Origin of the sequence: Candidatus Desulfofervidus auxilii (genome assembly GCF_001577525.1) — a bacterium.
GTDB classification, from domain to species: Bacteria; Desulfobacterota; Desulfofervidia; order Desulfofervidales; family Desulfofervidaceae; genus Desulfofervidus; species Desulfofervidus auxilii.
In genome coordinates this window covers 1,694,085-1,716,899 of sequence record NZ_CP013015.1, presented here as the reverse complement: position 1 = coordinate 1,716,899, position 22,815 = coordinate 1,694,085, and the positions used below count along the sequence as shown (strand labels likewise).

Annotated in this window: 23 protein-coding genes and 1 tRNA gene; 3 read left to right on the top strand and 21 right to left on the bottom strand. The window is 37.7% G+C overall.

Translation table 11 applies throughout. The features are described 5' to 3' along the window. Nucleotides 1-13: 13 nt before the first annotated feature. Together HS1_RS08610 and HS1_RS08605 are read right to left on the bottom strand one after the other, a co-directional pair. On the bottom strand, nt 14-742 hold the full coding sequence (locus HS1_RS08610; RefSeq protein WP_172793667.1) for an RsmE family RNA methyltransferase: 729 nt from the start codon (nt 740-742) through the stop codon (nt 14-16). Then, a complete protein-coding gene (locus HS1_RS08605; RefSeq protein ID WP_066063974.1) occupies nt 727-1,569 on the bottom strand; it encodes a 50S ribosomal protein L11 methyltransferase in 843 nt (280 codons plus the stop codon). The genes HS1_RS08610 and HS1_RS08605 overlap by 16 nt, the downstream gene beginning before the upstream one ends. 122 nt (nt 1,570-1,691) lie before the next feature. On the opposite strand from HS1_RS08605, the gene HS1_RS08600 reads away from it, so the two are divergent. Then, nucleotides 1,692-3,074 carry a mannose-1-phosphate guanylyltransferase/mannose-6-phosphate isomerase gene (locus HS1_RS08600; protein ID WP_066063971.1) on the top strand — a complete coding sequence of 461 codons (1,383 nt, stop codon included), beginning with the start codon at nt 1,692-1,694 and terminating at the stop codon, nt 3,072-3,074. A gap of 66 nt (nt 3,075-3,140) precedes the next feature. Then, entirely contained in the window at nt 3,141-4,154 is a 1,014-nt protein-coding gene (locus HS1_RS08595; protein ID WP_066063968.1) for a potassium channel family protein, read from the top strand. Here the strand turns inward: HS1_RS08595 and HS1_RS08590 are convergent. The 19 genes from HS1_RS08590 to HS1_RS08500 form a co-directional block, all read right to left on the bottom strand. Continuing rightward, nucleotides 4,123-4,857, bottom strand: coding sequence for a pseudouridine synthase (locus HS1_RS08590; protein WP_066063966.1), 735 nt, complete (start codon nt 4,855-4,857; stop codon nt 4,123-4,125). The genes HS1_RS08595 and HS1_RS08590 overlap by 32 nt on opposite strands. After that, a complete protein-coding gene (scpB, locus tag HS1_RS08585) occupies nt 4,857-5,360 on the bottom strand; it encodes an SMC-Scp complex subunit ScpB (RefSeq protein WP_082757736.1) in 504 nt (167 codons plus the stop codon). The genes HS1_RS08590 and scpB overlap by 1 nt, the downstream gene beginning before the upstream one ends. Nucleotides 5,361-5,409: 49 nt before the next feature. After that, nucleotides 5,410-5,793: a HEPN domain-containing protein gene (locus tag HS1_RS08580; protein WP_066063963.1), complete on the bottom strand. Its 384-nt coding sequence runs from the start codon at nt 5,791-5,793 to the stop codon at nt 5,410-5,412. Beyond that, on the bottom strand, nt 5,790-6,113 hold the full coding sequence (locus HS1_RS08575; protein WP_066063960.1) for a nucleotidyltransferase domain-containing protein: 324 nt from the start codon (nt 6,111-6,113) through the stop codon (nt 5,790-5,792). The genes HS1_RS08580 and HS1_RS08575 overlap by 4 nt, the downstream gene beginning before the upstream one ends. A 92-nt stretch (nt 6,114-6,205) precedes the next feature. After that, the gene (locus HS1_RS08570) at nt 6,206-6,928 is read right to left on the bottom strand and encodes a segregation and condensation protein A (RefSeq protein WP_066063957.1); all 723 of its coding nucleotides are present in this window, start codon (nt 6,926-6,928) and stop codon (nt 6,206-6,208) included. 90 nt (nt 6,929-7,018) lie between these two features. Next, a complete protein-coding gene (locus HS1_RS08565; RefSeq protein WP_066063953.1) occupies nt 7,019-8,344 on the bottom strand; it encodes an ATP-dependent 6-phosphofructokinase in 1,326 nt (441 codons plus the stop codon). Between the two features lie 18 nt (nt 8,345-8,362). After that, nucleotides 8,363-9,277, bottom strand: a complete 915-nt coding sequence (locus tag HS1_RS08560) for a dihydrodipicolinate synthase family protein (RefSeq protein ID WP_066063950.1) — start codon at nt 9,275-9,277, stop codon at nt 8,363-8,365. A gap of 5 nt (nt 9,278-9,282) precedes the next feature. Beyond that, nucleotides 9,283-10,263, bottom strand: a complete 981-nt coding sequence (locus tag HS1_RS08555; RefSeq protein ID WP_066063947.1) for a KpsF/GutQ family sugar-phosphate isomerase — start codon at nt 10,261-10,263, stop codon at nt 9,283-9,285. Then, the gene (purF, locus tag HS1_RS08550; protein WP_066063944.1) at nt 10,253-11,656 is read right to left on the bottom strand and encodes an amidophosphoribosyltransferase; all 1,404 of its coding nucleotides are present in this window, start codon (nt 11,654-11,656) and stop codon (nt 10,253-10,255) included. Before purF ends, HS1_RS08555 begins: the two co-directional genes overlap by 11 nt. A gap of 200 nt (nt 11,657-11,856) precedes the next feature. Continuing rightward, entirely contained in the window at nt 11,857-12,453 is a 597-nt protein-coding gene (gene pth / locus HS1_RS08545; protein WP_066063938.1) for an aminoacyl-tRNA hydrolase, read from the bottom strand. 2 nt (nt 12,454-12,455) lie between these two features. Beyond that, a complete protein-coding gene (locus HS1_RS08540) occupies nt 12,456-13,079 on the bottom strand; it encodes a 50S ribosomal protein L25 (protein WP_066063935.1) in 624 nt (207 codons plus the stop codon). A gap of 21 nt (nt 13,080-13,100) precedes the next feature. After that, nucleotides 13,101-14,042: a ribose-phosphate pyrophosphokinase gene (locus HS1_RS08535; protein WP_066063932.1), complete on the bottom strand. Its 942-nt coding sequence runs from the start codon at nt 14,040-14,042 to the stop codon at nt 13,101-13,103. 16 nt (nt 14,043-14,058) lie between these two features. Continuing rightward, a tRNA-Gln gene (locus HS1_RS08530) sits at nt 14,059-14,133 on the bottom strand. A 5-nt stretch (nt 14,134-14,138) separates the two neighbouring features. Next, entirely contained in the window at nt 14,139-14,963 is an 825-nt protein-coding gene (gene ispE / locus HS1_RS08525) for a 4-(cytidine 5'-diphospho)-2-C-methyl-D-erythritol kinase (RefSeq protein ID WP_082757734.1), read from the bottom strand. Between the two features lie 6 nt (nt 14,964-14,969). Further along, a complete protein-coding gene (locus HS1_RS08520) occupies nt 14,970-16,424 on the bottom strand; it encodes a DegQ family serine endoprotease (RefSeq protein WP_082757732.1) in 1,455 nt (484 codons plus the stop codon). Between the two features lie 140 nt (nt 16,425-16,564). Then, nucleotides 16,565-16,915, bottom strand: a complete 351-nt coding sequence (locus HS1_RS08515) for a DUF1844 domain-containing protein (RefSeq protein ID WP_082757731.1) — start codon at nt 16,913-16,915, stop codon at nt 16,565-16,567. Nucleotides 16,916-16,926: 11 nt separating this feature from the next. Then, on the bottom strand, nt 16,927-18,519 hold the full coding sequence (gene serA / locus HS1_RS08510) for a phosphoglycerate dehydrogenase (protein WP_066063927.1): 1,593 nt from the start codon (nt 18,517-18,519) through the stop codon (nt 16,927-16,929). An 11-nt stretch (nt 18,520-18,530) separates the two neighbouring features. Continuing rightward, the gene (locus HS1_RS08505) at nt 18,531-19,673 is read right to left on the bottom strand and encodes a pyridoxal-phosphate-dependent aminotransferase family protein (RefSeq protein WP_066063924.1); all 1,143 of its coding nucleotides are present in this window, start codon (nt 19,671-19,673) and stop codon (nt 18,531-18,533) included. 155 nt (nt 19,674-19,828) lie between these two features. After that, the gene (locus tag HS1_RS08500; RefSeq protein ID WP_066063922.1) at nt 19,829-20,569 is read right to left on the bottom strand and encodes a CsgG/HfaB family protein; all 741 of its coding nucleotides are present in this window, start codon (nt 20,567-20,569) and stop codon (nt 19,829-19,831) included. Between the two features lie 318 nt (nt 20,570-20,887). Here HS1_RS08500 and acs point away from each other — a divergent pair, with 318 nt between their 5' ends. Next, nucleotides 20,888-22,813 (top strand): acetate--CoA ligase, encoded by a 1,926-nt coding sequence (acs, locus tag HS1_RS08495; protein ID WP_066063918.1) that lies wholly within the window; start codon nt 20,888-20,890, stop codon nt 22,811-22,813. Nucleotides 22,814-22,815: the final 2 nt, after the last annotated feature.

The window sequence follows — 22,815 nt, the reverse complement described above, 5'->3', positions numbered from 1 at the left end:
TCAGGACTGATCATTAATGGCAATTATAATATGCATGAACTATACTTAATACCGCTACTGCTGCTGTTTCAGACCGTAAGATGTAAGGGGACAAAGATACGGGAATAAACCGGTTTTGTTTAGCCCACCAAATTTCCTCATCTGTAAATCCTCCTTCAGGTCCTATACATATCCAGATTTCTCTGGAAGAACTATTAAGATAGGAGATAACAGGCGTTGCTTTCCCTTCTCTGGGGCCAATAGCAATTAATTTCAACCCTTTTGCTTTAGAGATAGCTTCTTTGAAGGACATAATTCCAATTTGGGGCAAGTAGTTATTCCCTGATTGTTTTAAGGCAGAAATGGCAATCTTTTTCCAACGCATGATTTTCTTTTCTTTGTTTTTCAAAATAGGCACTGTGTAGTCTGTTAAACACACATATAATCCCCAAGTTCCTAGCTCAGTGGCCTTTTGTATTATTAAATCCATGGCCTTTGTCTTCAAAAAGGCAGGACAAAGATAAATTTTTACCTTAGGAGGTGAAGTAAAAATCCGTTTTTCAATTCTAACTAAGGCCCTGGTTTTACCTATAGATGACAAAAAACCATGATAAAGATGTCCTACTCCATTAGTAATTTCAATTTTATCTCCTATTTTTAAACGCAAGACATCTCGCAAATAGTGTAATTCATCTCCTGTTATTACTGCTTCTCTATCTATTTTTTCTTTGGGCAGATAAAAACGCCTTAAAATAGCATGCATACCCATTCTTTCAAGCTATTTATTTCTCGACAAGGTAAGTCTAAAACAGATTTAATGACTTCTACTTCACCTTTCAAAATACCTGATAAAATCAAGGTCTTTTTTGTACAAGATTTTAAACAGTTTGCCCGAGATAAGATTAAACTGGTTTCCAGATTGGCCACTACCCAATCAAAGGATTTTTCGATTTTTTCTAAACTCCTTAATAAAATTTGGATATTTCTGATATTATTAAGTTTTACATTCTCTTTAGCTGCTTCTATGGCTACTGGGTCAGTATCTATAGCCATAATATCTTTGATCCCCATTTTTGCCCCTAGAATGGCCAGAATTCCTGTTCCTGTGCCTACATCTAATAGACTTTGTGGTTTTTCTTTAGGATAAAGGGCAAGCATTTTCTTTAAACACAACTGGGTGGTTTCATGAGTGCCTGTGCCAAAGGCCATCCCTGGTTTTATCCTAATGGTAATTTCATTTGGTTTGGCCTGATATTTTTCCCAAGGAGGCAAGATGACAAGCCTGGAAGTTATCCGCTGGGGTTTAAAATACCTATACCAAGTTTTCTGCCAATTTTTATCAGGAATTTTCTCCCACTCACAATTAATAACTGCATCGGGGAATAACGCTGCAAAGAGAATAATTTGGTGTTCTATAATGTTTTTTTCTCCTTCCCAATGCTCAACAGGATGATAGCTGAAAAACTCGTAAATCTCACCTTCACTCTTAATTTCTAAACCCCTTTTGGTTAAAGAATTGAGCATTTCCACAACTATGGGGGCTACTTCTTTACTTACTCTCCATTTGCCTCTATACCAATTTTTATGCATGTAAAATATGAATAACAGCCTGTTAACAGAAAGACAAGATGTGTTCTTTACATTTTTTATGTTGTCTGCTAAAGTTTTGGTGTTTTTGCTTAATTATTCCTTTTTGAAGGAGAAAAGTAATAATGAAAGTAATTGTGCTTGCTGGAGGCAGTGGGACGCGTTTGTGGCCGCTCTCTCGTGAGTTTTATCCCAAACAGTTTCTTAAAATTAATTCCAATGAGTCATTACTTCAACGGACTGTGCTCAATTTTTTAACGCTTGTTCCACCGCAGGATTTAATCATCGTTACCAACAAAAATTATGTATTTCATGTAAAATCAGACTTAAAAGAAAAAAAAATAGATTTATCCCACATCATCCTTGAGCCAGTAAGTAAAAATACTGCCCCTGCTATTGCCCTTGCCGCAAAATACTGTTTAGAAAAACTAAACTGTGACCCAGAAGAAGTTATTCTCGTTTCTCCTTCTGACCATATTATTAAACCTAAGGAAAAATTTATCACTTATATAAATCAGGGGAGAAAAATAGCTCAAAAAGGATATGTAGTGACTTTTGGGGTTAAGCCTGCCAAACCAGAAACAGGATATGGTTATATTAAATTAAGAGAGAAACAGGACAATTTTTACACCGCAGAGGCATTTATTGAAAAGCCTGATTTTGAAAAGGCAAAAAGGATGGTTAAGTCTGGTAATTATTACTGGAATGCAGGCATCTTTGCTTTTTGCTTAGACACGGTTTTAGCTGAGTTTAATCGCCACGCACCTAGCATTTATCGGCTTCTAGAAAATAATTTTGAAGACTTAATTCATCACTTTAAAGAAATGCCTAATATATCTATTGATTATGCTGTAATGGAAAAGTCTGACAAGCTAGCTGTTGTTCCCATGAATATTTCATGGAGTGATATAGGTTGTTGGGATGCACTTTATGAAATTTTAGAAAAAGACAAACATGGGAATGCCAAGATTGGGGATATATTAGATATTGACACTAAAAACTCTCTTATTCTAGGGAATAAAAGATTAACAGCTACCATTGGCCTGGAAGATGCTTTAATTATTGAAACAGATGATGCTATCCTAATTGCCAGAAGAGGAGAAACCCAGAAAGTTAGGCAAATTGTCAAACAGCTTAAAAAGGCTAACCGTAAAGAATATGCCCAACATACCACTATTTATCGTCCTTGGGGAAGTTTTACTATATTAGAGGAAGGGGATAGATATAAAATAAAAAAACTTATTGTTTACCCAGGTGAAAAGTTAAGCTTACAAATGCATCATCACCGCAGTGAGCATTGGATAGTAGTTAGAGGCACTGCCAAAGTGCAAATCGGAGACAAGGAACAATATGTATGTGAAAATGAAAGTGTGTATATTCCTAAAACAACCCTCCATAGATTAGAAAATCCTGGAAAGATCAACCTTGAATTAATAGAAGTCCAAAATGGTGAATACATAGGTGAAGACGATATTGAGCGTTTTGAAGATGTCTATGGACGTTTGTGAAACAGAAGATAGAAAAATTTGACTTCTGTTATCCGACCACTGAATACTGAAAAGGATAATTCAATTATGTCAGGCTTTAGACCTATTATTATAGCCGCTCTTTTGTTTATTATCATCCTCTTTGTAGGTATATCTGGCTATATGCTTATTGAAGGCTGGCCATTTTTAGACGCACTCTATATGACCGTTATCACTTTGAGCACAGTAGGATATGGAGTGCCTTATAGTTTGAGCCCTGCTGGAAAGGAGTTTACGGTTATTTTAATTTTAGTAGGCGTAGGAACAGTCCTCTACTTATTTGGGAGTATAGCGCAAGTCATGTTTGAGGGTCGTTTAAAACTTCTTCTGGGGAGGAAGGCCATGGAGAAAAAAATAAGTGCTTTAAAAAATCACTATATTATTTGTGGTTACGGTCGGATAGGACAATATGTTTGTAAACAACTGCAGGAGCATAAGGTCCCCTTTGTTATTATAGAAAGAGATTCCCAATTATTACAGGAGGTAGAAGAACATGGTTTTCTTTATATTCAAGAAGATGCTACCAAAGAAGAGGCTTTAGTCAAAGCAGGAGCAAAAAATGCTTTAGGTTTAATTACCGTGGTTGGGTCTGACGCAGATAATGTTTATATCATTTTAACTGCACGGGGATTAAATCCTTCTTTGAAAATTATCTCTAGGGCAGCAGAAGAAGGAGCAGTAAAAAAGATGTTTAGGGCAGGAGCAAATACCGTTATTTCACCTTATGAAATAGGAGCGAGAAAGATTGTTCAAACCATTACTCACCCATTGGTCACTGATTTTATAGAATTAACAGTTCATCGAGGTATTGAATTACAAATGGAAGAGATACCTATTGGGAAAGAGGCAAAAATAAAGGATGTAAGCTTGAAAGAATCAGGATTAAGACAAAAATTTGATGTAATTGTAATAGCCATTAGAAAGGCTTCTGGAGAAATGATTTTTAACCCATCCCCACAAACAACAATTTCTTGTGGTGATATTCTCATCGTGCTGGGTAAACCTGATAAATTAATAGAATTGGAATCTGTTATGGACTCCCACTCTGTCTGCTTGCCATAGCTTTTAAGCTATTGATTTCCTTTGGGGTGAGGAAACGATATTCTCCTGGCCTTAGATGGCCCAAACTTAAAGGTCCTATCCTAATGCGTTTTAAACGAAAAACAGGATGTCCTATAGCGGCACACATGCGTTTAACTTGACGATAACGTCCTTCCCAAATAGTAAGTTCTAGCCAGGTATTATTTTTCAAAGTGCGAATGACCCTTACCTGGGCAGGTAGTGTTTTCCCGTCTTCCAGTTTTATGCCTTCTTTGAATTTTTTTAAAACATTATGCGTAGGAATTCCCTTTATCTTAACCAAATATGTCTTGGGTACTTTATAACGAGGATGGATAAGCAAATTAGCAAATTCCCCATCATTAGTTAAAAGTAAAAGACCCTCGGCATCAAAATCAAGTCGTCCCACAGGAAAAACCCGCGTGGACAAATTTTTCAACAAATCTGTTACTTTAGGACGACCTAAGGGGTCAGAAAGGGTAGTCAAGTAATTACGGGGCTTATAAAGCATGAGATAGACTAAAGGGGGAATTTCAAGAGGGCAACCATCTACTTCAATAAATTGTGTTTCTGGGTCAACCTTTGTTCCTAATTCCTTAATTACTTTACCATCTACCTTCACCTGGCCTGCAAGGATCAATTTTTCAGCCTTGCGCCTAGAAGTAATTCCTGCCCTAGAAAGAACCTTTTGTAATCTCTGCTTCATTAAGAAAAATCTGTTAATTGAGGTAATTCAGAAAGTTTTTTTAAACCAAACACTTCTAAAAAATGAGAAGTAGTGGCATAAATTAAGGCAGTGCTACCTTTTTTTCTCCCGGCAATTTTTATCAAATTAAGCCGGAGGAGCATTTTTAAAGTCCCAGAAACATCCACACCTTTGATAGTTTCAATTTCCCGACGGGTGATAGGCTGACGGTAGGCAATAATGGCCAATGTTTCCAAAGCAGAGCGGCTTAGACGAAAAGGCGAAGTCTGCTTGAGGGTTAAAATATAAGAACGAAAATCGGGCTTAGTTTGAAGGCGATATCCTCCTGCTACTTCTACTAATTCTATCCCTCTGTCTGGAGATTGATAACTATTCTTGAGCTCAGATAGGGCCTGTTTAATTTCCTTTAAACTCCATTGAGATAATAACTTTTTCAATTTTTCCAAATGTAAGGGCTTATCAGTAACAAACAACAGGGCTTCAAGAATGGCTTTTAGATTCATAGGTATCTTATGTTTAGTGGATTAATTTTAAAGTCAAAATTAGAAATCTTCATTTTAACTTCAGTAAGTATTTTTTACATGCCGATAATACCCTCTGTGCATCCTCAATGTCTTGAGCAGTAGTTTCTTCATCAGGAAACTCTGTATAGCTATAATCACCTGTTTGTCTATCTTCATATAATCTAGTAAGAATTTTGGTAAAATCTTTAGGAAATACGCCAGTTTTTATAAATTCTTTATTAAAAGCCCCTATTACCTGAGCATGTTTTGAAAAGGTTAAACCTTTTGAAAGTAAAACTGCGCTTATGGCATGAAAAACCGCATAATATGCCCTTGAAACAGCATCTTCATATTCACCTATTTCAAACAATTTTTTTGCCGATTTTAACTTCCTTTCAGCCTTTTCTAACATATTTTTTATTTCATCTCTCACAATCTAATTCCTTCTTTAGAGATATTTCTTCCCAAAGGAAAGTTTTTTGAGTTTTCCCATTCTTTTTCTGAGGAAATTAAGGAAGATAATAACTTATTTGTTTTATTCAATAATTCACTTTCTATATCTAAAACAATATTTCTTACTTCTTTTGTTTTTTTATCCACAATGATTAAGAAATCATAATCAGATCCTTCCTCCCAATCACCCCTTGCCCTGGAGCCAAACAGAATTACCTCTTTTAATCTATCTCCAAGTTGTTGCCTTAGTTTTTGTGTGAATTCTTTGATGATTGTATCTTGTTGAATTTTATTAGGCATTTTTTAGCTCCACATAATATTCCCTGATTCTAATATCTAAGCAGGACAGTATTTCCTCAATGAAGCAAATCATAAATTTGTTTTTCAACGTATCATACTACTTCCAAATGGGGCCTTTGTTCTTCAGGTGGTAAAAGGCGTTTTATATAAATAGAAGCATTAGGAGACGCCTGATATAAAATAACTTCACCCTCTTTAGCTAGATGTAAAAGGGCTAAAAAAGTAACAATCATTTCTTCTTTGGTAATGGCTTCATCAAAGAGCCTCTCAAAGAATACTTCAGATTCTACTTCTAAAATAGACAATATTTCTCTCATTTTTTCTTCTATGTTGATGGGCTCTAGCTCTAAGGAGACTGTTTTTTGTAATTTTGTTTTTTCTATAGTTTTTTTGAAGGCATCTAACAAATCAAATATAGAGGGGAATATAAATGCTTTTTCACCTACTATGTCCTCAATGGCATGTCTTGCGAATACATCCCGATGCAATACCTCTCTTTGCTCTAAGATGTCTGCCATATCTTTTATTTTTACATAATCAAGCAATGCTTGAGTAATCTCCTCACGTGGGTCTTCTTCTTTGGGCGAAGCTAATAGCATACGAGATTTAATGTTCACTAAAGTAGCAGCCAAAACAAGATATTCACTAGCCAAATCAATATTAAGTGATTTCATAAACTTAAGATATCCTAAATATTGCTCAGTGATAACAGAGATTGGAATGTTGTAAATATCTACCTCATTTTTCTTTACTAAATGAAGCAACAAATCCAAGGGTCCTTCAAAAACCTCTATTTTTACCTTTAATTGTTCCATTGACAACCCATCTCAGGACAAGTATTTTACCTCTTTCTCCCACTTTTTGCGACCCTTAATTAGACTTTTTGATTTTTTACACAACCCATCTCAGTTTTTCAATCTTGGTTGTCCAGTAGTTTCCAAAACACTAAACCAAAGGGTACTATTGGGGTTTATAATCTTCCTTTTAATGACCGCCGCCTTAATGGGAACATGCACATATACATTGTGTCGGCAAGAGACAAGCATGGCTGTTTTCCCTCTCATTCCTGCATGCACTGCATTTTGGGCCAAAAAACCACAATAGACATGGTCATTGGCATTAGCAGGAAGACTACGAATTATATAACTAGGGTCAATATATTTAAGGGTAATGGGCATCTTGATGGAAACAAAGTATTCTTTAATTTTTTCCACTAGGAACTTCCCAATGTCTCCTAAACGAGGATTACCTGAAGGGTCTGTTCCTAAGTCTTGGTCAGCAAAAAATTTCTGTCCTGCTCCTTCAGCCACCACAATGACCGCATGTCGCCGTTTTTTTAAACGTTTACGTAAGGCTTCTAAAAATCCATGTTCACCTTCTAAATCAAAATCTACTTCTGGAATTAGAGTAAAATTTACCTCCCTTAAGCCCAAGGTAGCATATGCAGCAATGAAGCCTGAATATCTTCCCATAAGTTTTACTAGCCCAATACCATTATAGGCGGCAATTGCTTCTGTATGGGCAGCACGGATGGCCTCAGTAGCTTTTTCCACAGCAGTATCAAAACCAAAACTTTTTTCTACTAAATAAATGTCGTTATCTATAGTCTTGGGAATGGCAATCACACTGCACTTCAAGCCCCGATGTAAAACTTCTTCAGAAATTTTAGCCGCTGCTCTTAAAGTGCCATCACCACCAATCATAAATAAGATGCCAATGTTCAAGCGATCTAAAGTATCCACAATTTCTCCTATATCTTGGGCACCTCGCGAAGTACCCAGGATAGTGCCACCCAATTCATGGATACTAGCTACCCTTTCAGGCGTCAATTCTACAAGTGGATGCCCATAACGGGAAATAAATCCTTCCAGACCATATTGAAAACCATAAATGTTTTTTACTCCATAGACATGATACAACTCCATCACTAAGGCCCTAATAACATCGTTAGTCCCAGGGCATAGACCACCACAAGTAACCACGCCACACTTTAATTTACTAGGATCAAAATAGATTTTTTGTCTTGGTCCAGCTACCTCAAATGAAAGAAAAGACTTTTTATTTCTGATACATTCTTCTATATAACTCTGGGTAATGTTTACCATTATGCGCTCATTTTCTGCTACAAAATGTCTAGAAACATCCTTTCTCTTACTCAAAATAGGAGAATCTATTTTTGAAGGACCCAAGCTAGCTATTTTTGTTTCTATGGAATCCACAAAGTCCAACATAAAATCACCCCATATTTTTTATTTATATTTTTGTAACCAGGATTTCAGGGTATTTAAATCGCTCTCTGTGACAATTCCAGAAAAAGGAGTAAAAATTTCCGATAAAATGCCTATTTCTCTTAAGGCCCATTTTAATATGGCAGGATGATTCTGACAAATGACACATAATTCTTTAAGTGCTTCTCCTAGAATAAAAGTTTCGTTTAATTCTTCTTTTTTCCCTTCATTTAAATTTAATACTTTGGTAGTTAACTTGTGCCACATTTGGGGCACCAGGTTAGCTGTTAAGGCCACCACCCCATCATTAGTAGGTTGTTTCAAAAAACTGATTTCATCTGCTTCGTAAAAATAAAAATTCTTTCTCCCCCCTAATGCCCTTTGATAATTGAAAAATCTGTTCAATTCTCCTTGAAAAATCATTCCTTTAATAAACTCATATCGGGCTAGTTTTTTAAAAACAGCGGTGCGAATATTACAGTGTTTAAAGGGCTTTTTTTTAGTTTTTACCAATCTAGGATGGTTGGCTACTAAAAAAACAGCCCCTGTTTGGGTATGGAGTGCTTCAAGGGATTGGGGAAGTCCCCGATTACCTCTATACCATAAAGGCAATACCTCTATAACTAGTTCATCAAACTGTGACCGCAACAAATCAGCACTGAACTGGGCTAACTCAAGCATAGATGCTTCATCAGAAGTAGTGATATCAAAGTAAAGTGGTTTATTACCTTCCCATAATCCCAAAATGAGCTTAAATAAGGCTTTTTTATCTTCATAATTTAGAAAAACACCTTCGATAGAAAAACTGCTTCCTACAGAAATACCTGCTACAAAGGGATTAACATACTCCCATAATTGTCTTAAGCCCACGGCATCTATCTGACCGTCTGCTTTAAAAGGTATTAATAGAGGACAAATTAGACCTTTAGGTAACATTTATATTACTCCTGAAGAAAGGAAAATGTGGCTTTTTTTAATAAATCTTTGAGGAAAACAGCTCCTACAAAATGTCCTTTTTCATTCACAATTCCTAGAACATTCAATTCCTTTTCACGCATTTTGTCTAAGGCCTCGTTTACAGAGGTCTCAGGATTTATGACTTCTATGGGCTTGATCAAGTCTTTAACATACATTTCCAATTTGTTTTTTTTAATAAATAATTTAATTGTGGTTTTAGCATCTATTATTCCGTATAAGCGTCCCCTAGCCACTACCCAAAGAATTTCATTCTCGCCTATTTTAGGCAGAATATTCTTTAATTTTGTCCTTGGTCCCACCTTAGGCAACTCTTGGGATTTGTGCATAATTTTTTTTACTTTCCAGCTTAACTTTTTCCCTAAATAGCCTCCAGGATGGAAACGCCGGAAATCATCAGGAGTAAACCGCCTTTGTTCCAACAAAACAACAGCCAAGGCATCTCCAGTTGCTAAAACAGCGGTGGTACTGGCTGTTGGAGCTAAACCCAAAGGGCAAGCCTCTCTTTTTACCCCGGTATTTATAACAATATCACTATGCCGACCCAAGGTTGAATCAGGATTTTCTGTAAATGCAATCAATGGGGCCCCCAAACGCTTAAAACTGGGAATAAGAATGGTAATTTCTCCGGTCTCCCCACTATTAGAAATAGCTAAAATCACATCTTTTTGGGTTACCATTCCTAGATCACCATGCATAGCCTCTACGGGGTGTAAAAAAAGTGCAGGGGTGCCGGTGCTATTTAAAGTAGCCACGATTTTTCGGCCAATAATCCCTGATTTTCCTACACCAGTTACAATTACCCGTCCTTCTGCCTTAAGTATAGTTTTTACTGCCTCTGCAAAATTAGAACCGAGCTTATCCACCACACCCAAGATGCCTTCGGCTTCAATTTGTAATACTTCTTTAGCCCTTTTTAATATATGACTAATCTTATTAGGCCCCATGCCTTTCTAACCAGGTTTTAGAAAACTCCCTTTCTAAAAGAATGGGATACTCACCATTGAAACAAGCTAGACAAAGTTGCTGTTTGGGAATATCTGAAGCTCTAAGTAAACCATCCATACTTAAATAGTGTAAGCTATCCAAATTCAAAAATTTCCTGATTTCTTCAATGCTTTTGCTGGCAGCAATCAATTCACCCTTAGAGGAAAAATCTATACCATAGTAACAGGGGAAACAATGAGGTGGGCAACTTACCAAAAGGTGAATTTCCTTAACTCCGATTTCCCTCAATGTTTTTATCCTACTCCGGCAGGTAGTCCCCCGGATAATAGAGTCTTCTAAGATAACAATGCGTTTATCTTTGAGTAATTCTTTTACTGGATTGAGCTTTATTTTTACTCCAAAATCACGCATTGTAGGAGACGGTTGAATAAAGGTACGGCCAACATAATGGTTGCGAATCATGCCAATCTCAAAAGGCAAGTTGGCGGCTTGGGCATAACCAATGGCTACATAATTACCAGAGTCAGGGAAGGGCATGACCAGATCTGCTTCTATTTTTGTTTCCTTTGCCAGTTCTTCTCCCTGGGCTTTGCGAAAAAGATAGACATTGCGCCCAAAAATGCGGCTATCTGGACGAGCAAAATAGATCAATTCAAAAATACAGTGTGAATGCCGTGGGGCTGGAGGCAGATAAATAGAATGCAGTCCTTTATCATTGATAAACAAAATTTCACCTGGTTCTACATCTCTAATATATTTAGCCTCTATTAAATCTAAGGCACAGGTTTCAGAGGCAATGATATATCCACCATTTTTTAGCTTACCTAAACACAAAGGACGGAATCCGTTGGGGTCTCTAGCAGCGATAAGGGTATCTTCGGTCATAAGGACTAAGGAATAAGCGCCTTTTACTTTACTTAACGCCTTTGCTAGTCCTTCTTCCATTCCTAAATAAAAATAATGGGCCCAAAGATGAATAATGATTTCACTATCCATAGTAGATTGAAAAATAGCCCCATCTTCTTCCAATTGTTTGCGCAAGTCATAGGCATTTATTAAATTACCATTATGAGCAATGGCTAAAGTCATTCCTAGATGGTAAACTACGAAGGGTTGGGCATTACGCAAGAGGGAGAAACCAGTGGTAGAATAACGCACATGCCCAATAGCAATGTGTCCAGGTAGGGAGTTTAATATACTTTCATCAAACACTTCCGGGACAAGCCCCATACCTTTATGCTCATGGATTTCTTTTCCATCAGAAACCACTATACCTGCACTTTCTTGCCCTCTATGTTGTAAGGCATAAAGACCAAAGTAGGTCAGCTTACTTGCCTCTGGATGACCATACACACCAAAAATGCCACAATTTTCTCTTGGGAATCTTTGCATGATGCCGTTTTATAAACTATCTCTCCGAGAAAAGCAACAAGATTGTTCACTTCTTTTAACAAGAAAAAGAAAAGTAAGGTAAGTTCCTCAAAACCGTAATAACTTTAAAAAACCCACCTGCCTGCCCGCCTGCCTGCGGGCAGGGGCAGACAGGAATATTTTTAAAGATTAACGCCTAAATTTTGGGGAATATTCAAAAATCAATTATCTTTTAGCAAAGAATTTTTTACATTAAAAATAGACATGGCCTTATTTAATCCTTCTTTTAATATTGTCTCTATGGCTGATTGAGCTTGATTAAGGATGATACCCAAATCTTCCTTTTCTTTGGGTGAAAACTCACTTAATACATAGTCAATGGTAGATTCTGAAAACGGTCGGCCAATACCTATCTTTAATCTTGGTATCCTTTTAGTGCCTAATAATGTTTGAATGGATATCACTCCTTTATGCCCACCTGGACCTCCTTCTTTAACTAACTTAATTCTTCCCCAATCTAAATCAAGGTCATCGTGAATAATTAATACTTGGCAAGGAGGAATTTTAAAACCAAAACTTAGCCATCTTACTGCCTCACCACTAAGATTCATAAAGGTCAGCGGTTTGGCTACTATAACTTCCTGGTGGGCTATATTAATTTTTCCCCACCAGACTAAGCCATTTCGTGTTTCTTCCTTGAGGGGATAAGCAGAAATTAATTTGTCAATAACCAAAAAACCAAAATTATGCCTTGTCCATTGATATTTTAACCCAGGATTCCCCAATCCTACTAAAATTTTAACTTGTTCTTCTGGCACATTTATGTTTCTGCTTCTCCTGTTTCCTCTACTTCCTCTTCTTCAACCTTCACCTCTTCTTCCTCAGGAGCCACTAGAGTAACCACCGGTACTTGGGGATCGTTCTCTATCTTAATCCCTTCATCTACAGAGATGTCGGCCACGTGAATTGAATCTCCAATGTCTAAATCCGTCACATCTACCTCAATATGAGAGGGAACCAATTTGGGAAGACAAGAAATAGTCAATTCTCTCAGGTTTTGCTCTAAAATACCCCCTTTTTCTGTCCCTTTAGCCTTACCCACAATAACAATAGGAACATCCAGGGTTAACTCCTTACCCACGGTAATCTGATAGAAATCTACATGTATTAATTGGTCGGTTGTAGGATGGAAGTCAACATCTTTGATTAAGGCCTTTTTGACTTGCGAAGTTTTACCATCTGTTATTTCTAAGTCCAAAAAAGACGAAGCACTTTGCTCCTTTTCCAAAACCTTCAAAACAGCAATTGGATTGACAGCCAAAGGGATAGGTTGAACAGAAGGACCATAAAGAATGGCAGGAATCAATCCTTTAGCCCGCAACTTACGTGAGATTTCTTTACCTGTTTTTTCCCTAATTTGAGCTTTTAATAAAATATCTCCCATATTCACTCCCCACAAATGTTTTTATACAAACAATGTACTGATAGAAGTTTCCTCATGTATGCGTTTAATTGCTTCTCCTAAAAGTGGTGCTACAGATAACACTTCTATTTTACCACAATCTTTCGCCCGTTCTTTTAAGGGAATAGTATCAGTAACTACTAATTTTTTTATAGGTGAATTTATCAATCTATCTATAGCTGGTCCAGAAAGCACAGCATGGGTGCAGCAAGCATAAACATTATTTGCTCCGTGTTCCATAAGCACATGTGCGGCTTCAGTGAGGGTCCCGGCTGTATCTACCATATCATCCAAAATAACTACTGTCCTTCCTTCTATATCTCCAATAATATTTACTGCTTCTGCCAAATTAGGAGCATCACGGCGTTTGTCAATAATAGCCAAACCTGCCTCCAAGCGTTTGGCAAATGCCCTAGCCCTTTCTACTCCACCAGCATCTGGCGAGACAATAGTTAAATGGTCTTTAAAGTGGGTTTTAATGTATTCTAACATTACTGGAGCAGCAAATAAATGGTCCACTGGAATATTAAAAAATCCTTGGATTTGCCCTACGTGTAAATCCATAGAAAGCACCCGATTTGCCCCGGCGGTAGTGATTAAATCAGCCACCAATTTAGCTGAGATAGGCACTCGGGGCTTGACCTTTTTATCCTGACGAGCATACCCATAATAAGGAATAACCGCGGTAATTCGCCTTGCTGATGCCCTCTTTAAGGCATCTATCATAATGAGAAGTTCCATTAAATTGTGGTCCACTGGAGGACAGGTAGACTGAATAACAAAAACATCATCTCCTCTGACATTTTCCCCAATCTCTACTCTTGTTTCACCATCACTGAACGTGCTTACCAAAGCCTTTCCCAATGGAAGGTCTAAATAAGCAGCAATTTTTTGGGCTAAACTGAAATTAGAATTACCTGTGAATAATTTCATTTCACTTTTCATCTCTTTAGACAAAAAATGGCTGGGGTGGGAGGATTCGAACCTCCGAATGCGGGATCCAAAGTCCCGTGCCTTGCCACTTGGCCACACCCCAGTAAATTACAACCCTTTAACCAAAAAACTCTGCCACCTTTGTGGAAGCCTCAGTTTTTTCTTTACCCTTAATGCATCTTGTTTTTTATAAAATACAGCAAATACACTACCACCGCTTCCACTCATGGATATATACTTTGCACCTGCTTTTTTTAAAATTCCCTTTGCTTGAGCCACTTCTGGAATTTTTTCTATAACCCATTTTTCTAAATCATTGTATAAATTTTCTATAATTACCTCAGGTTTATCAATTTTAGTTTGAAATTCCTTCTTTGTCAACGCTACTTGATTATAAACCCAAGCGGTTGAGACCCTGACTGGGGGGCAAATTATAATATACCAAAATGGGAGGGTAAAAGAGAGGGGGAGAATTTTTTCACCTCTCCCCATAGCTATAGCGGGTTTTTTATATAAAAAAAAGGGTATATCACTACCAATCTTTTCTGCCATTTCTAACAAATCATTTGAAGAAAAAGGTTTATTAAAAAGAACATTTAATCCTAACAAGGTGGTTGCCGCATCACTGCTCCCCCCACCTAATCCCGCGGCAATAGGAATCCTTTTCACTAAATGGATTTTTACACCCTGATGAGTATCTAATTTGGTAAAAAATAATTTAGCTGCTTCAAATACCAAATTGTCTTCTCCACAGCCTAAATCTGAACAACTAGTAGTAAATTCAATGCCTTTTTCTGGAGCTAAATTCAAATAAAGGGTATCAAATAAGCTCACTCTTTGAAGCACAGAAAAAATTTGGTGATACCCATCTGGGTATTTACCTAAGACATGTAGAATTAAGTTTATTTTTGCCGGTGCAAAAAAACGAACAATACTTGCCTATTCTCCCTTTGGTATTTGCAAAGGAATAAATAAAGTGCCTTCCTGCCGTTTTACCAAAAACAGGACTGATTCTCCTGGCTTTAGTCTTTTTATAGCTTGGTAATAATCATCAAGTTTTATTATAGGTTTCTTATTTATTTCTAAAATCACATCACCTCTCCTCAGTCCTGCTTCATAGGCTAGGCTACCTGGTCTCACTCTAGAAATCACCACTCCTTTATCTATTCCCAGTCTAGCAGCTATAGAAGGTGTAATTTCTGTTACTTCTATTCCTAAATCATACCCACTAGGAACCACACCTTGCTCTTCTGCCATTTCCTCTTTAAGCTCTCCAATAGTTACGGTAAAAGTTTTTTCCTTTCCATCACGCCAAACCTTTATTTTTACCCTTTCTCCCACTGGAGTTACAGCTACCAATCTAGGAAGTTCATTCATCTCTTTAATAGGATGACCATTATATTCAATTATTATGTCCCCTCTTCTCAGTCCTGCTTTTTCCGCCGGACTATTAGGAGTAACATCCGCTATCAGGGCCCCCTGTGGTTCTTTTACTCCTAAGGCTTGAGCTATTTGAGGAGTTACTTCTTGAATCATCACACCTAACCAACCCCGAACTACTCGATGGTGTTTTTTTAATTGAGGAACAATCTTTTTAGCCATATTTATAGGAATAGCAAAACCAATACCCTGGGCTTGAGCAACGATAGCTGTATTGATACCCACCACCTCACCTCTCAGGTTGAGCAAGGGCCCACCGCTATTACCTGGGTTAATAGCTGCATCGGTCTGTAAAAAATGGTCATACGGTCCTGCACCGATAATTCGCTCTTTGGCGCTAATAATTCCTATAGTAACGGTATGACCCAGGCCAAATGGATTACCTATAGCTACTACCCAGTCTCCTACCTGTAATTTATCAGAATCACCCAAACTCAAGACAGGTAAATTATGGGCATTTATTTTTAATAAAGCAATATCTGTCTTAGGGTCACGCCCTACTATCTCTGCTTTATATTCCTTGTGATTTAATAGTCTTATTGTAATTTTAGTAGCTTTTTCTATCACATGATTATTGGTCAAGATATAACCATCTTTATCAATAATAAAACCTGAACCTAAACTTCTTTGCTTCATTTCAGGTTGTGGAATCTCTCCGAAAAATCTTTCAAAAAATTCTCTAAATGGGTCTTCTTCTCCAAAGGGACCAAAGAAATACTTAAATACCGGTCCAGGCCCCTTTATTACCCTTATTGTGCTGATGTTCACTACTGCTTTAGAAGCTTCCTTTACCATAGGGGCTAAAGAAGGAAGGGAATTAGTTTCTACTGTTGTAGTTGGTCGAGCTGGCAAATTATGGGTAAATTGCATTCCGGTAAGCCAGACAATACCTATAATAAAAGAGCATATTCCTACTAAGATAAGAGACCACAAGGGAAATTTACATTTGCGCATTATTTTCTCCTCGTTATTTTATTCCTCAACCGGGCTTTATTTTAACACCTTTGCCCAATCAATTTTCTACTTAAGACTTTCCTGTTTATCCTGTTTTAATTACCTCAGAAATACTATAAATTGTGCACCCAAATAAACTCTTATTTTAATTTCACATATTTGACGCGAAGGTCAAATAAGATATTGTTTAAAAGACTTTCCTCCTCATTGTCTAGATTACCTTTTGTTTTCTCTTTAAGCATTTCTAGAATTTCTATGGTCTGTTTAGCCAAATCTAGATTTTTCTCCTTTTTCCCTGTAATGGGGTCTGGTATCTCTCCTAAATGAACTAAGGTAGAAGAACTCAAAGACACTATAAAAGTAGAAAAATTTACTGGAGGAAGCACAGTTTTGGAGGTAGCTTGTGATTTTTCTTGTTTTTCTTTTTCTGTTTTATCTTCTTTAAAAATACGCCTTTTATCTTCTACCTTAAAACCTTTAGGTTCTTCCATCTTATCTTTCCTCAAAGTTCTAATGATATAGCAGATATAACATGAGGTAATTCCTTTATCTCCTCAAGCACTGGTTTAGGAACAGGAATATTGGTAGAGAGTAAGATTAAAGTCTGGCCTGTAATCTCATCTTGACCAACGTGCATCCGACCAATATTGATTTGATGTCTACCTAGAATAGTGCCTATATTGCCAATTACACCTGGTCTGTCTACATTTTGAATTAGAAGCATGTGTCCTTCAGGGACAGCTTCTAAGGCAAAACCGTCTAAACGCACTATCCGAGGTTGTTTTTTCCCAAAAATGGTGCCGGTAATAGATTTCTTTTCCCCAGATTCAGTGTGAACATTTACAATAATAACATTAGTAAAATCACTAGGAATCTCTCTTTTGGACTCTTTGACCTGAATACCTCTTTCAGTAGCTAAAAAATCGGCATTGACAAAATTTACCTGCTCACCCAAAATAGGTGTAAGTAGACCCTTAAGGCCTGCGATTTTAATAGGTCTAGTATCTGTCTTGGCTACATCTCCAATATATTCTATTTCTACTTCTTTTATAGGAGCCTTTACTACTTGGGCATGAAAGGCCCCTATTTTTTCGGCCAAAGTAAGATAAGGGCCTAAAACAGAAAGGAGTTCTTCGGAAATTATAGGAACATTAACTGCATTCCGCACTACCCCATTAATAAGATAATCAGTAACTTGTTCAGCAATGGCTACGGCTACATTAGTTTGTGCCTCTTGAGTAGAGGCCCCCAGATGAGGAGTGCAAATCACTCTATCTAAATCTAAAAGAGGATTATCTTGAGGTGGTTCCTTTTCAAATACATCTAAGGCTGCCCCAGCTACCTTTCCTTTTTGAATAGCTTCATATAGGTCTTTTTCTTTAACAATCCCACCCCGGGCACAATTTACAATCATCACCCCATCCTTCATTTGAGCAAAGGCCTTTTTGTTTATTAAATACTTTGTTTCTGGAGTCAACGGGGTATGAATGGTGATAAAATCAGCCCTTTGATACAACTCCTCTAGGGAAACTAATTCTACACCTATTTTTTCAGCCATCTCAGGACGAACAAAAGGGTCATAGGCAATAACCTTCATTTTCAATCCATTTGCCCTATCTGCAACAATACTACCTATTCTGCCCAAACCAATTATACCTAGTATTTTGCGGTAAAGTTCCCGGCCTTGGAATTTCTTTTTCTCCCATTTTTTCGATTTTAAGGAAGCTGTGGCCTGAGGAATATTTCGAGCCAAGGCCATAAGCATGGCTATAGTATGCTCGGCGGTAGTAACCATATTTCCTTCTGGGGCGTTCATGACCACAATACCCTTTTTAGTGGCAGCCCTCACGTCCACATTATCCAAACCTATACCGGCTCGTCCTATTACTTTTAGTTTTTTTGCTCCTTCAATTACATCAGAGGTTACTTTAGTAGCACTTCTAATGATTAAAGCATGTGCATCTTTTACTTTTTTCTTAAGTTCTTCAGGAGAGAGGGAAACAGCTACCTCCACATCAAATTGAGGCACTTTTTCTAATAATTCAATCCCCTGAGGAGCAATGTTGTCAGTTATAAGTATTTTATAGGTAGCCATCACTTCTTCCCTTATTTTTGAAGTAATATTTGTTGTATTGCCTTTACGCCTGTGCCTGGAATAAGCTCATAACCTAACTCAATCAACACCCGTTCCAAAGCAGCAATAGTCATCACCATTTCATGCTCATCTGTATATCCCATATGAGAAATGCGAAAAATTCTTCCTTTTAATTGACTTTGTCCTCCGGCAATGGTAATTCCGTATTCCTCTCGTAATTTTTTTACAATCATTTGAGCATCAATTCCTTTTGGGGCTTCCACTGCGGTTAGGACCTCAGAGGGATTTTCCTTAGTAAAAATAGAAAGTCCCATGGCCTTAACAGCCATTTTTACCCCATCAGAAAGACGTTGGTGATATTTAACAATATTTTCCAAACCTATTTGTTTAATCTGCCTCAAATTTTCTCTCAAGCCTATAATTAAAGAAACCGCAGGGGTATAAGCGGTTTGATTTTTCTCTAAGCTTTTTTTCTCTTTAGAAAAATCAAAATAATATTTGGGTAAACGGGATTCCTCCACAAATCTCCAAGCCTTCTCATTCAAGCAAACAAAGGCCAAGCCAGGAGGTAACATTAAGGCCTTTTGGGAACCACCTACTACCACATCCAAACCCCATTCATCGGTTTTTATCTCCATAGCCCCAAGAGCTGATATGGCATCTACCACTAAAATAGTGGTTTCTCTTTTCTTGACCACCTCAGCAATTTCTTTCAAAGGAAATTTAACCCCTGTAGAAGTCTCATGGGCCTGAACAAAAACAGCTTTTATTTCTGGATTTTTGTCTAATCCATGAGCAATTTGCTCTGCCTTTACACATCTTCCCCATTCAACATCAATATTAAGAACTTCTACTCCATAAGCTTTACAGATTTCTGCCCAGCGCTCACCAAACTTTCCTGCCCTTACCACTAATGCCTTATCCCCTGGAGAAAGGGTATTAGTAACCACACCTTCCATTCCTCCTGTTCCACTAGAGGCCAAAATTAAGACATCGTTTTGAGTTTGAAAGACATATTTTAAATTTTCCTTTACTTCTGCCAAAACTGTAGCAAATTGGGGAGAGCGATGGTGAATAATAGGGGCAGCCATAGCTAAAGAAGTCTTGGGAGGCACAGGTGTAGGACCAGGGGTAAAAAGATAATATTTAAACATATCCTTGCCTCAAAATAATGAAAAATAACATAAAAGCAAAATTTAACACTCTTTGTTTTCTTGTCAAGCAATCCCAGGACTGTGAAACTATCTTGAGATTTACAACCCCTTTGTTTGCATCCTGGAGTTGCTGAAGACAATTAGGACTAATTTTATTATTTTTGTCTATAGTAACTTTCAGGCACCATTTGGGCAATAGCCTGAACCGCACTATCTAACATCACTCTAACTGCTTTTTCCATAGGAGTATTTTTATAACCTCCTAAACCACCAGCTAAGGCCACAGAACCAATTAGGAACCCAGCCCCTCCTCCTGCTTTCCAACTAGAAGCCTTACCTTCCACCTTAGTAGCATTTATTATCCTTCCTGTTCTCACATCTACCAGTCTTATATCAGCAGCAATATATGCTTCCTTTTTGCCTATAGTTGCCCCACCAATAAATGGCACTTTAAAGGGCACAACCACACCACCACCTCCTATACCAGAAGCCTTTGGCTCAAAAGCAGTGATGGCACCCATGACTAGGATATCTGCTCCTTCCATGAGACCAATTTGAGGTGCCTTCTCTTGTTTTACATACCCTGATTGGCCTAAATTGAGTTCTTCTTTAATATCCTCTAACCCTTCTCCCCTTTCCAAAACCACAAACCTTCCTGTCTGGAAAAGAGCAGTAGCTAACATATCAGTCAAACCATCTCCTATTTCCCCGCTGCATTTGGCCGCTTTACATTTAAACCTGGCTACAGCAATTCGGGCCTTTGGCCCTTCATAGGTAACTGCCTGCTGTACAGTAGGCCCTGCTGTTTGCACATTAGTGCTTATTTCAGGACCACATGCCAAAACCATTCCCATACCTACAAAAACCAATAAAAAGAACAAAAACTGCTTTTTCATGTCCTCCTCCAAACAGATTTTTCTAATTTATATCAGAATATAAACACAATTTCAATAATTTTGGCAACCTAAAATCCGCGATTGTTTTTTGGAAAAAATTCCAACCACGAGCGAGCACTCCACACTACCGCTTGCCTTATATACTTATATATTTGACTGTGTTTGAATTTTGGAAGAGTTATTTTGATTTTTGCCTTTTACCGTATTCTTTAACCGTCTGTCTTTAAAACAGTCCTTTTATCTGGCGGTCTCTAGACATTCTTGTTTTAGCTGGTTTAAATTAGATCTAACCATAGATTTTTTAAAGGGAGACTGATTATGGAAGAGAGTTTTAGGTTCAAAGAACCTACAGAGACCCTTTTATCAGAAGAACGTGTCTTCCGTCCCTTACCAGAAATAGTAGTAGAGGCAAATATAAGTCCTAAAGATTATAAGAAGGCTTTAGAAAAAGGGCAAAGAGATTTAGAAGGATTTTGGGAAGAAGCAGCAGAAAAACTAGAATGGTTTAAAAAATGGGATCGGGTTTTAGATGAGAGCCATGCTCCATTTTACAGATGGTTTGTAGGGGCAAAGTGCAACATTGTATATAATGCCCTAGATAGGCATATCAAGTCTTTTAGGAAAAATAAGGTGGCTATCATCTGGCAAGGTGAGCCACTGGGAGAGAAGAAAAAATTGACTTATTATGAGCTTTATCGGCGTGTAAACCAATTTGCCAGTGTGCTTAAGTCTCTAGGTTTAAAGAAAGGTGATAGAGTGGCTATTTATATGCCCAATTTATTACAAACAGCTATTGCTATGCTAGGATGTGCTAAGATAGGGGTAATTCATACGGTAATTCATTCTGGTTTTAGTGCTATAGCATTAAAAAAGAGGGTTAATGATGCCAAAGCAAGGGTAATAGTTACCAGTGATGGAGCCTATTGGAATGGCAAGATCATTAATCTTAAAAAGGCGGTAGATGAAGCTATTATTGAGTGTCCTAGTGTAGAACACGTGATTGTAGTAAAAAGAACAGGGGAACCAATAGATATGAGTGATGGCCGATACCTTTGGTGGGATGATTTAATGGAAGGGGCATCAGAAGAATGTGAAACAGAAATATTGGACGCCGAACATCCCCTTTATATTCTTTATACCTCAGGCACCACTGGAGAACCTAAAGGGGTATTGCATGTTCATGGTGGCTATATGGTAGGTGTCTATCGCACCTTGAAGTGGGTTTTTGACTTGAAGGAGACGGATATTTATTGGTGTGCCGCAGATATAGGTTGGGTAACGGGTCATAGTTGTCTACTTTATGGTCCCCTTTTATGTGGTGCCACCACATTAATGTATGAAGGGCATCCCCTTTGTCCTAAAGCAGACAGATTATGGCAAATTGTGGATAAATTTGGTGTTAATATCCTTTATACTGCTCCTACTACTATTAGAATGCTCATGCGATTTGGGGCTGAGTTGCCTCGTCGTCATCATCTAAAGACACTCCGTTTGTTAGGTACAGTAGGAGAGCCCATCAATCCAGAAGCCTGGCTATGGTATTATGAAAATGTAGGACGGGAAAGATGTCCTATTATGGATACTTGGTGGCAAACAGAAACAGGGATGTTTATGATTACTCCTTTCCCCATATCTCTTTTAAAGCCAGGTTCTGTCGCCAAACCATTTCCAGCTATTCATGTAGAAATTGTGGATAGAGAAGGGAATCCTATACCACAAGGTAAAGGGGGATTTTTAGTCATTAAACGACCCTGGCCAGCTATGTTCCGCACCTTATGGGGTGACCCAGATGGGTATAAAAAATACTGGGAGATTATTCCTGGTAATGTTTACACTACAGGTGATGTGGCCAGAAAAGATGAAGATGGTTATTTCTGGATTCAAGGCCGTGCTGACGATATTATGAAGATAGCCGGGCATTGTATAGGCACAGCCGATGTAGAAAATGCCTTTTTTTCTCATCCAGCGGTAGCTGAAGCAGCTTGTATAAGTATTCCTGATTCTATTAAAGGGGAAGTGGCTAAAGTGTTTGTAGTTTTGAAAAAGGGATATAAGCCCACCGATGAATTAGATAGAGAATTAAGACAATATGTGCAAAAGGAACTTGGTCCAATAGCTATTATTAAATCTATTGAATTTGTGAAAAATATACCTAAGACCAGCAGTGGTAAGATTATGCGTAGGGTATTGAAATCAAAGGAGTTAGGTTTAGACCCAGGGGATTTAACAACATTAGCAGACTAAAT

Excerpts from the sequence above, each read along its gene's own strand:
- HS1_RS08600 (WP_066063971.1), top strand. The coding sequence starts at position 1,692 with ATGAAAGTAATTGTGCTTGCTGGAGGCAGTGGGACGCGTTTGTGGCCG.
- HS1_RS08555 (WP_066063947.1), bottom strand. The coding sequence starts at position 10,263 with ATGGGGCCTAATAAGATTAGTCATATATTAAAAAGGGCTAAAGAAGTA.
- HS1_RS08605 (WP_066063974.1), bottom strand. The coding sequence starts at position 1,569 with ATGCATAAAAATTGGTATAGAGGCAAATGGAGAGTAAGTAAAGAAGTA.
- HS1_RS08515 (WP_082757731.1), bottom strand. The coding sequence starts at position 16,915 with ATGGAAGAACCTAAAGGTTTTAAGGTAGAAGATAAAAGGCGTATTTTT.
- HS1_RS08570 (WP_066063957.1), bottom strand. The coding sequence starts at position 6,928 with ATGGAACAATTAAAGGTAAAAATAGAGGTTTTTGAAGGACCCTTGGAT.
- HS1_RS08610 (WP_172793667.1), bottom strand. The coding sequence starts at position 742 with ATGCATGCTATTTTAAGGCGTTTTTATCTGCCCAAAGAAAAAATAGAT.
- HS1_RS08565 (WP_066063953.1), bottom strand. The coding sequence starts at position 8,344 with ATGTTGGACTTTGTGGATTCCATAGAAACAAAAATAGCTAGCTTGGGT.
- HS1_RS08540 (WP_066063935.1), bottom strand. The coding sequence starts at position 13,079 with ATGGGAGATATTTTATTAAAAGCTCAAATTAGGGAAAAAACAGGTAAA.
- acs (WP_066063918.1), top strand. The coding sequence starts at position 20,888 with ATGGAAGAGAGTTTTAGGTTCAAAGAACCTACAGAGACCCTTTTATCA.
- HS1_RS08520 (WP_082757732.1), bottom strand. The coding sequence starts at position 16,424 with ATGCGCAAATGTAAATTTCCCTTGTGGTCTCTTATCTTAGTAGGAATA.
- HS1_RS08505 (WP_066063924.1), bottom strand. The coding sequence starts at position 19,673 with ATGTTTAAATATTATCTTTTTACCCCTGGTCCTACACCTGTGCCTCCC.
- purF (WP_066063944.1), bottom strand. The coding sequence starts at position 11,656 with ATGCAAAGATTCCCAAGAGAAAATTGTGGCATTTTTGGTGTGTATGGT.
- HS1_RS08595 (WP_066063968.1), top strand. The coding sequence starts at position 3,141 with ATGTCAGGCTTTAGACCTATTATTATAGCCGCTCTTTTGTTTATTATC.
- serA (WP_066063927.1), bottom strand. The coding sequence starts at position 18,519 with ATGGCTACCTATAAAATACTTATAACTGACAACATTGCTCCTCAGGGG.
- scpB (WP_082757736.1), bottom strand. The coding sequence starts at position 5,360 with ATGAATCTAAAAGCCATTCTTGAAGCCCTGTTGTTTGTTACTGATAAG.
- HS1_RS08575 (WP_066063960.1), bottom strand. The coding sequence starts at position 6,113 with ATGCCTAATAAAATTCAACAAGATACAATCATCAAAGAATTCACACAA.
- HS1_RS08535 (WP_066063932.1), bottom strand. The coding sequence starts at position 14,042 with ATGAAAAGTGAAATGAAATTATTCACAGGTAATTCTAATTTCAGTTTA.
- HS1_RS08590 (WP_066063966.1), bottom strand. The coding sequence starts at position 4,857 with ATGAAGCAGAGATTACAAAAGGTTCTTTCTAGGGCAGGAATTACTTCT.
- HS1_RS08560 (WP_066063950.1), bottom strand. The coding sequence starts at position 9,277 with ATGTTACCTAAAGGTCTAATTTGTCCTCTATTAATACCTTTTAAAGCA.
- HS1_RS08500 (WP_066063922.1), bottom strand. The coding sequence starts at position 20,569 with ATGAAAAAGCAGTTTTTGTTCTTTTTATTGGTTTTTGTAGGTATGGGA.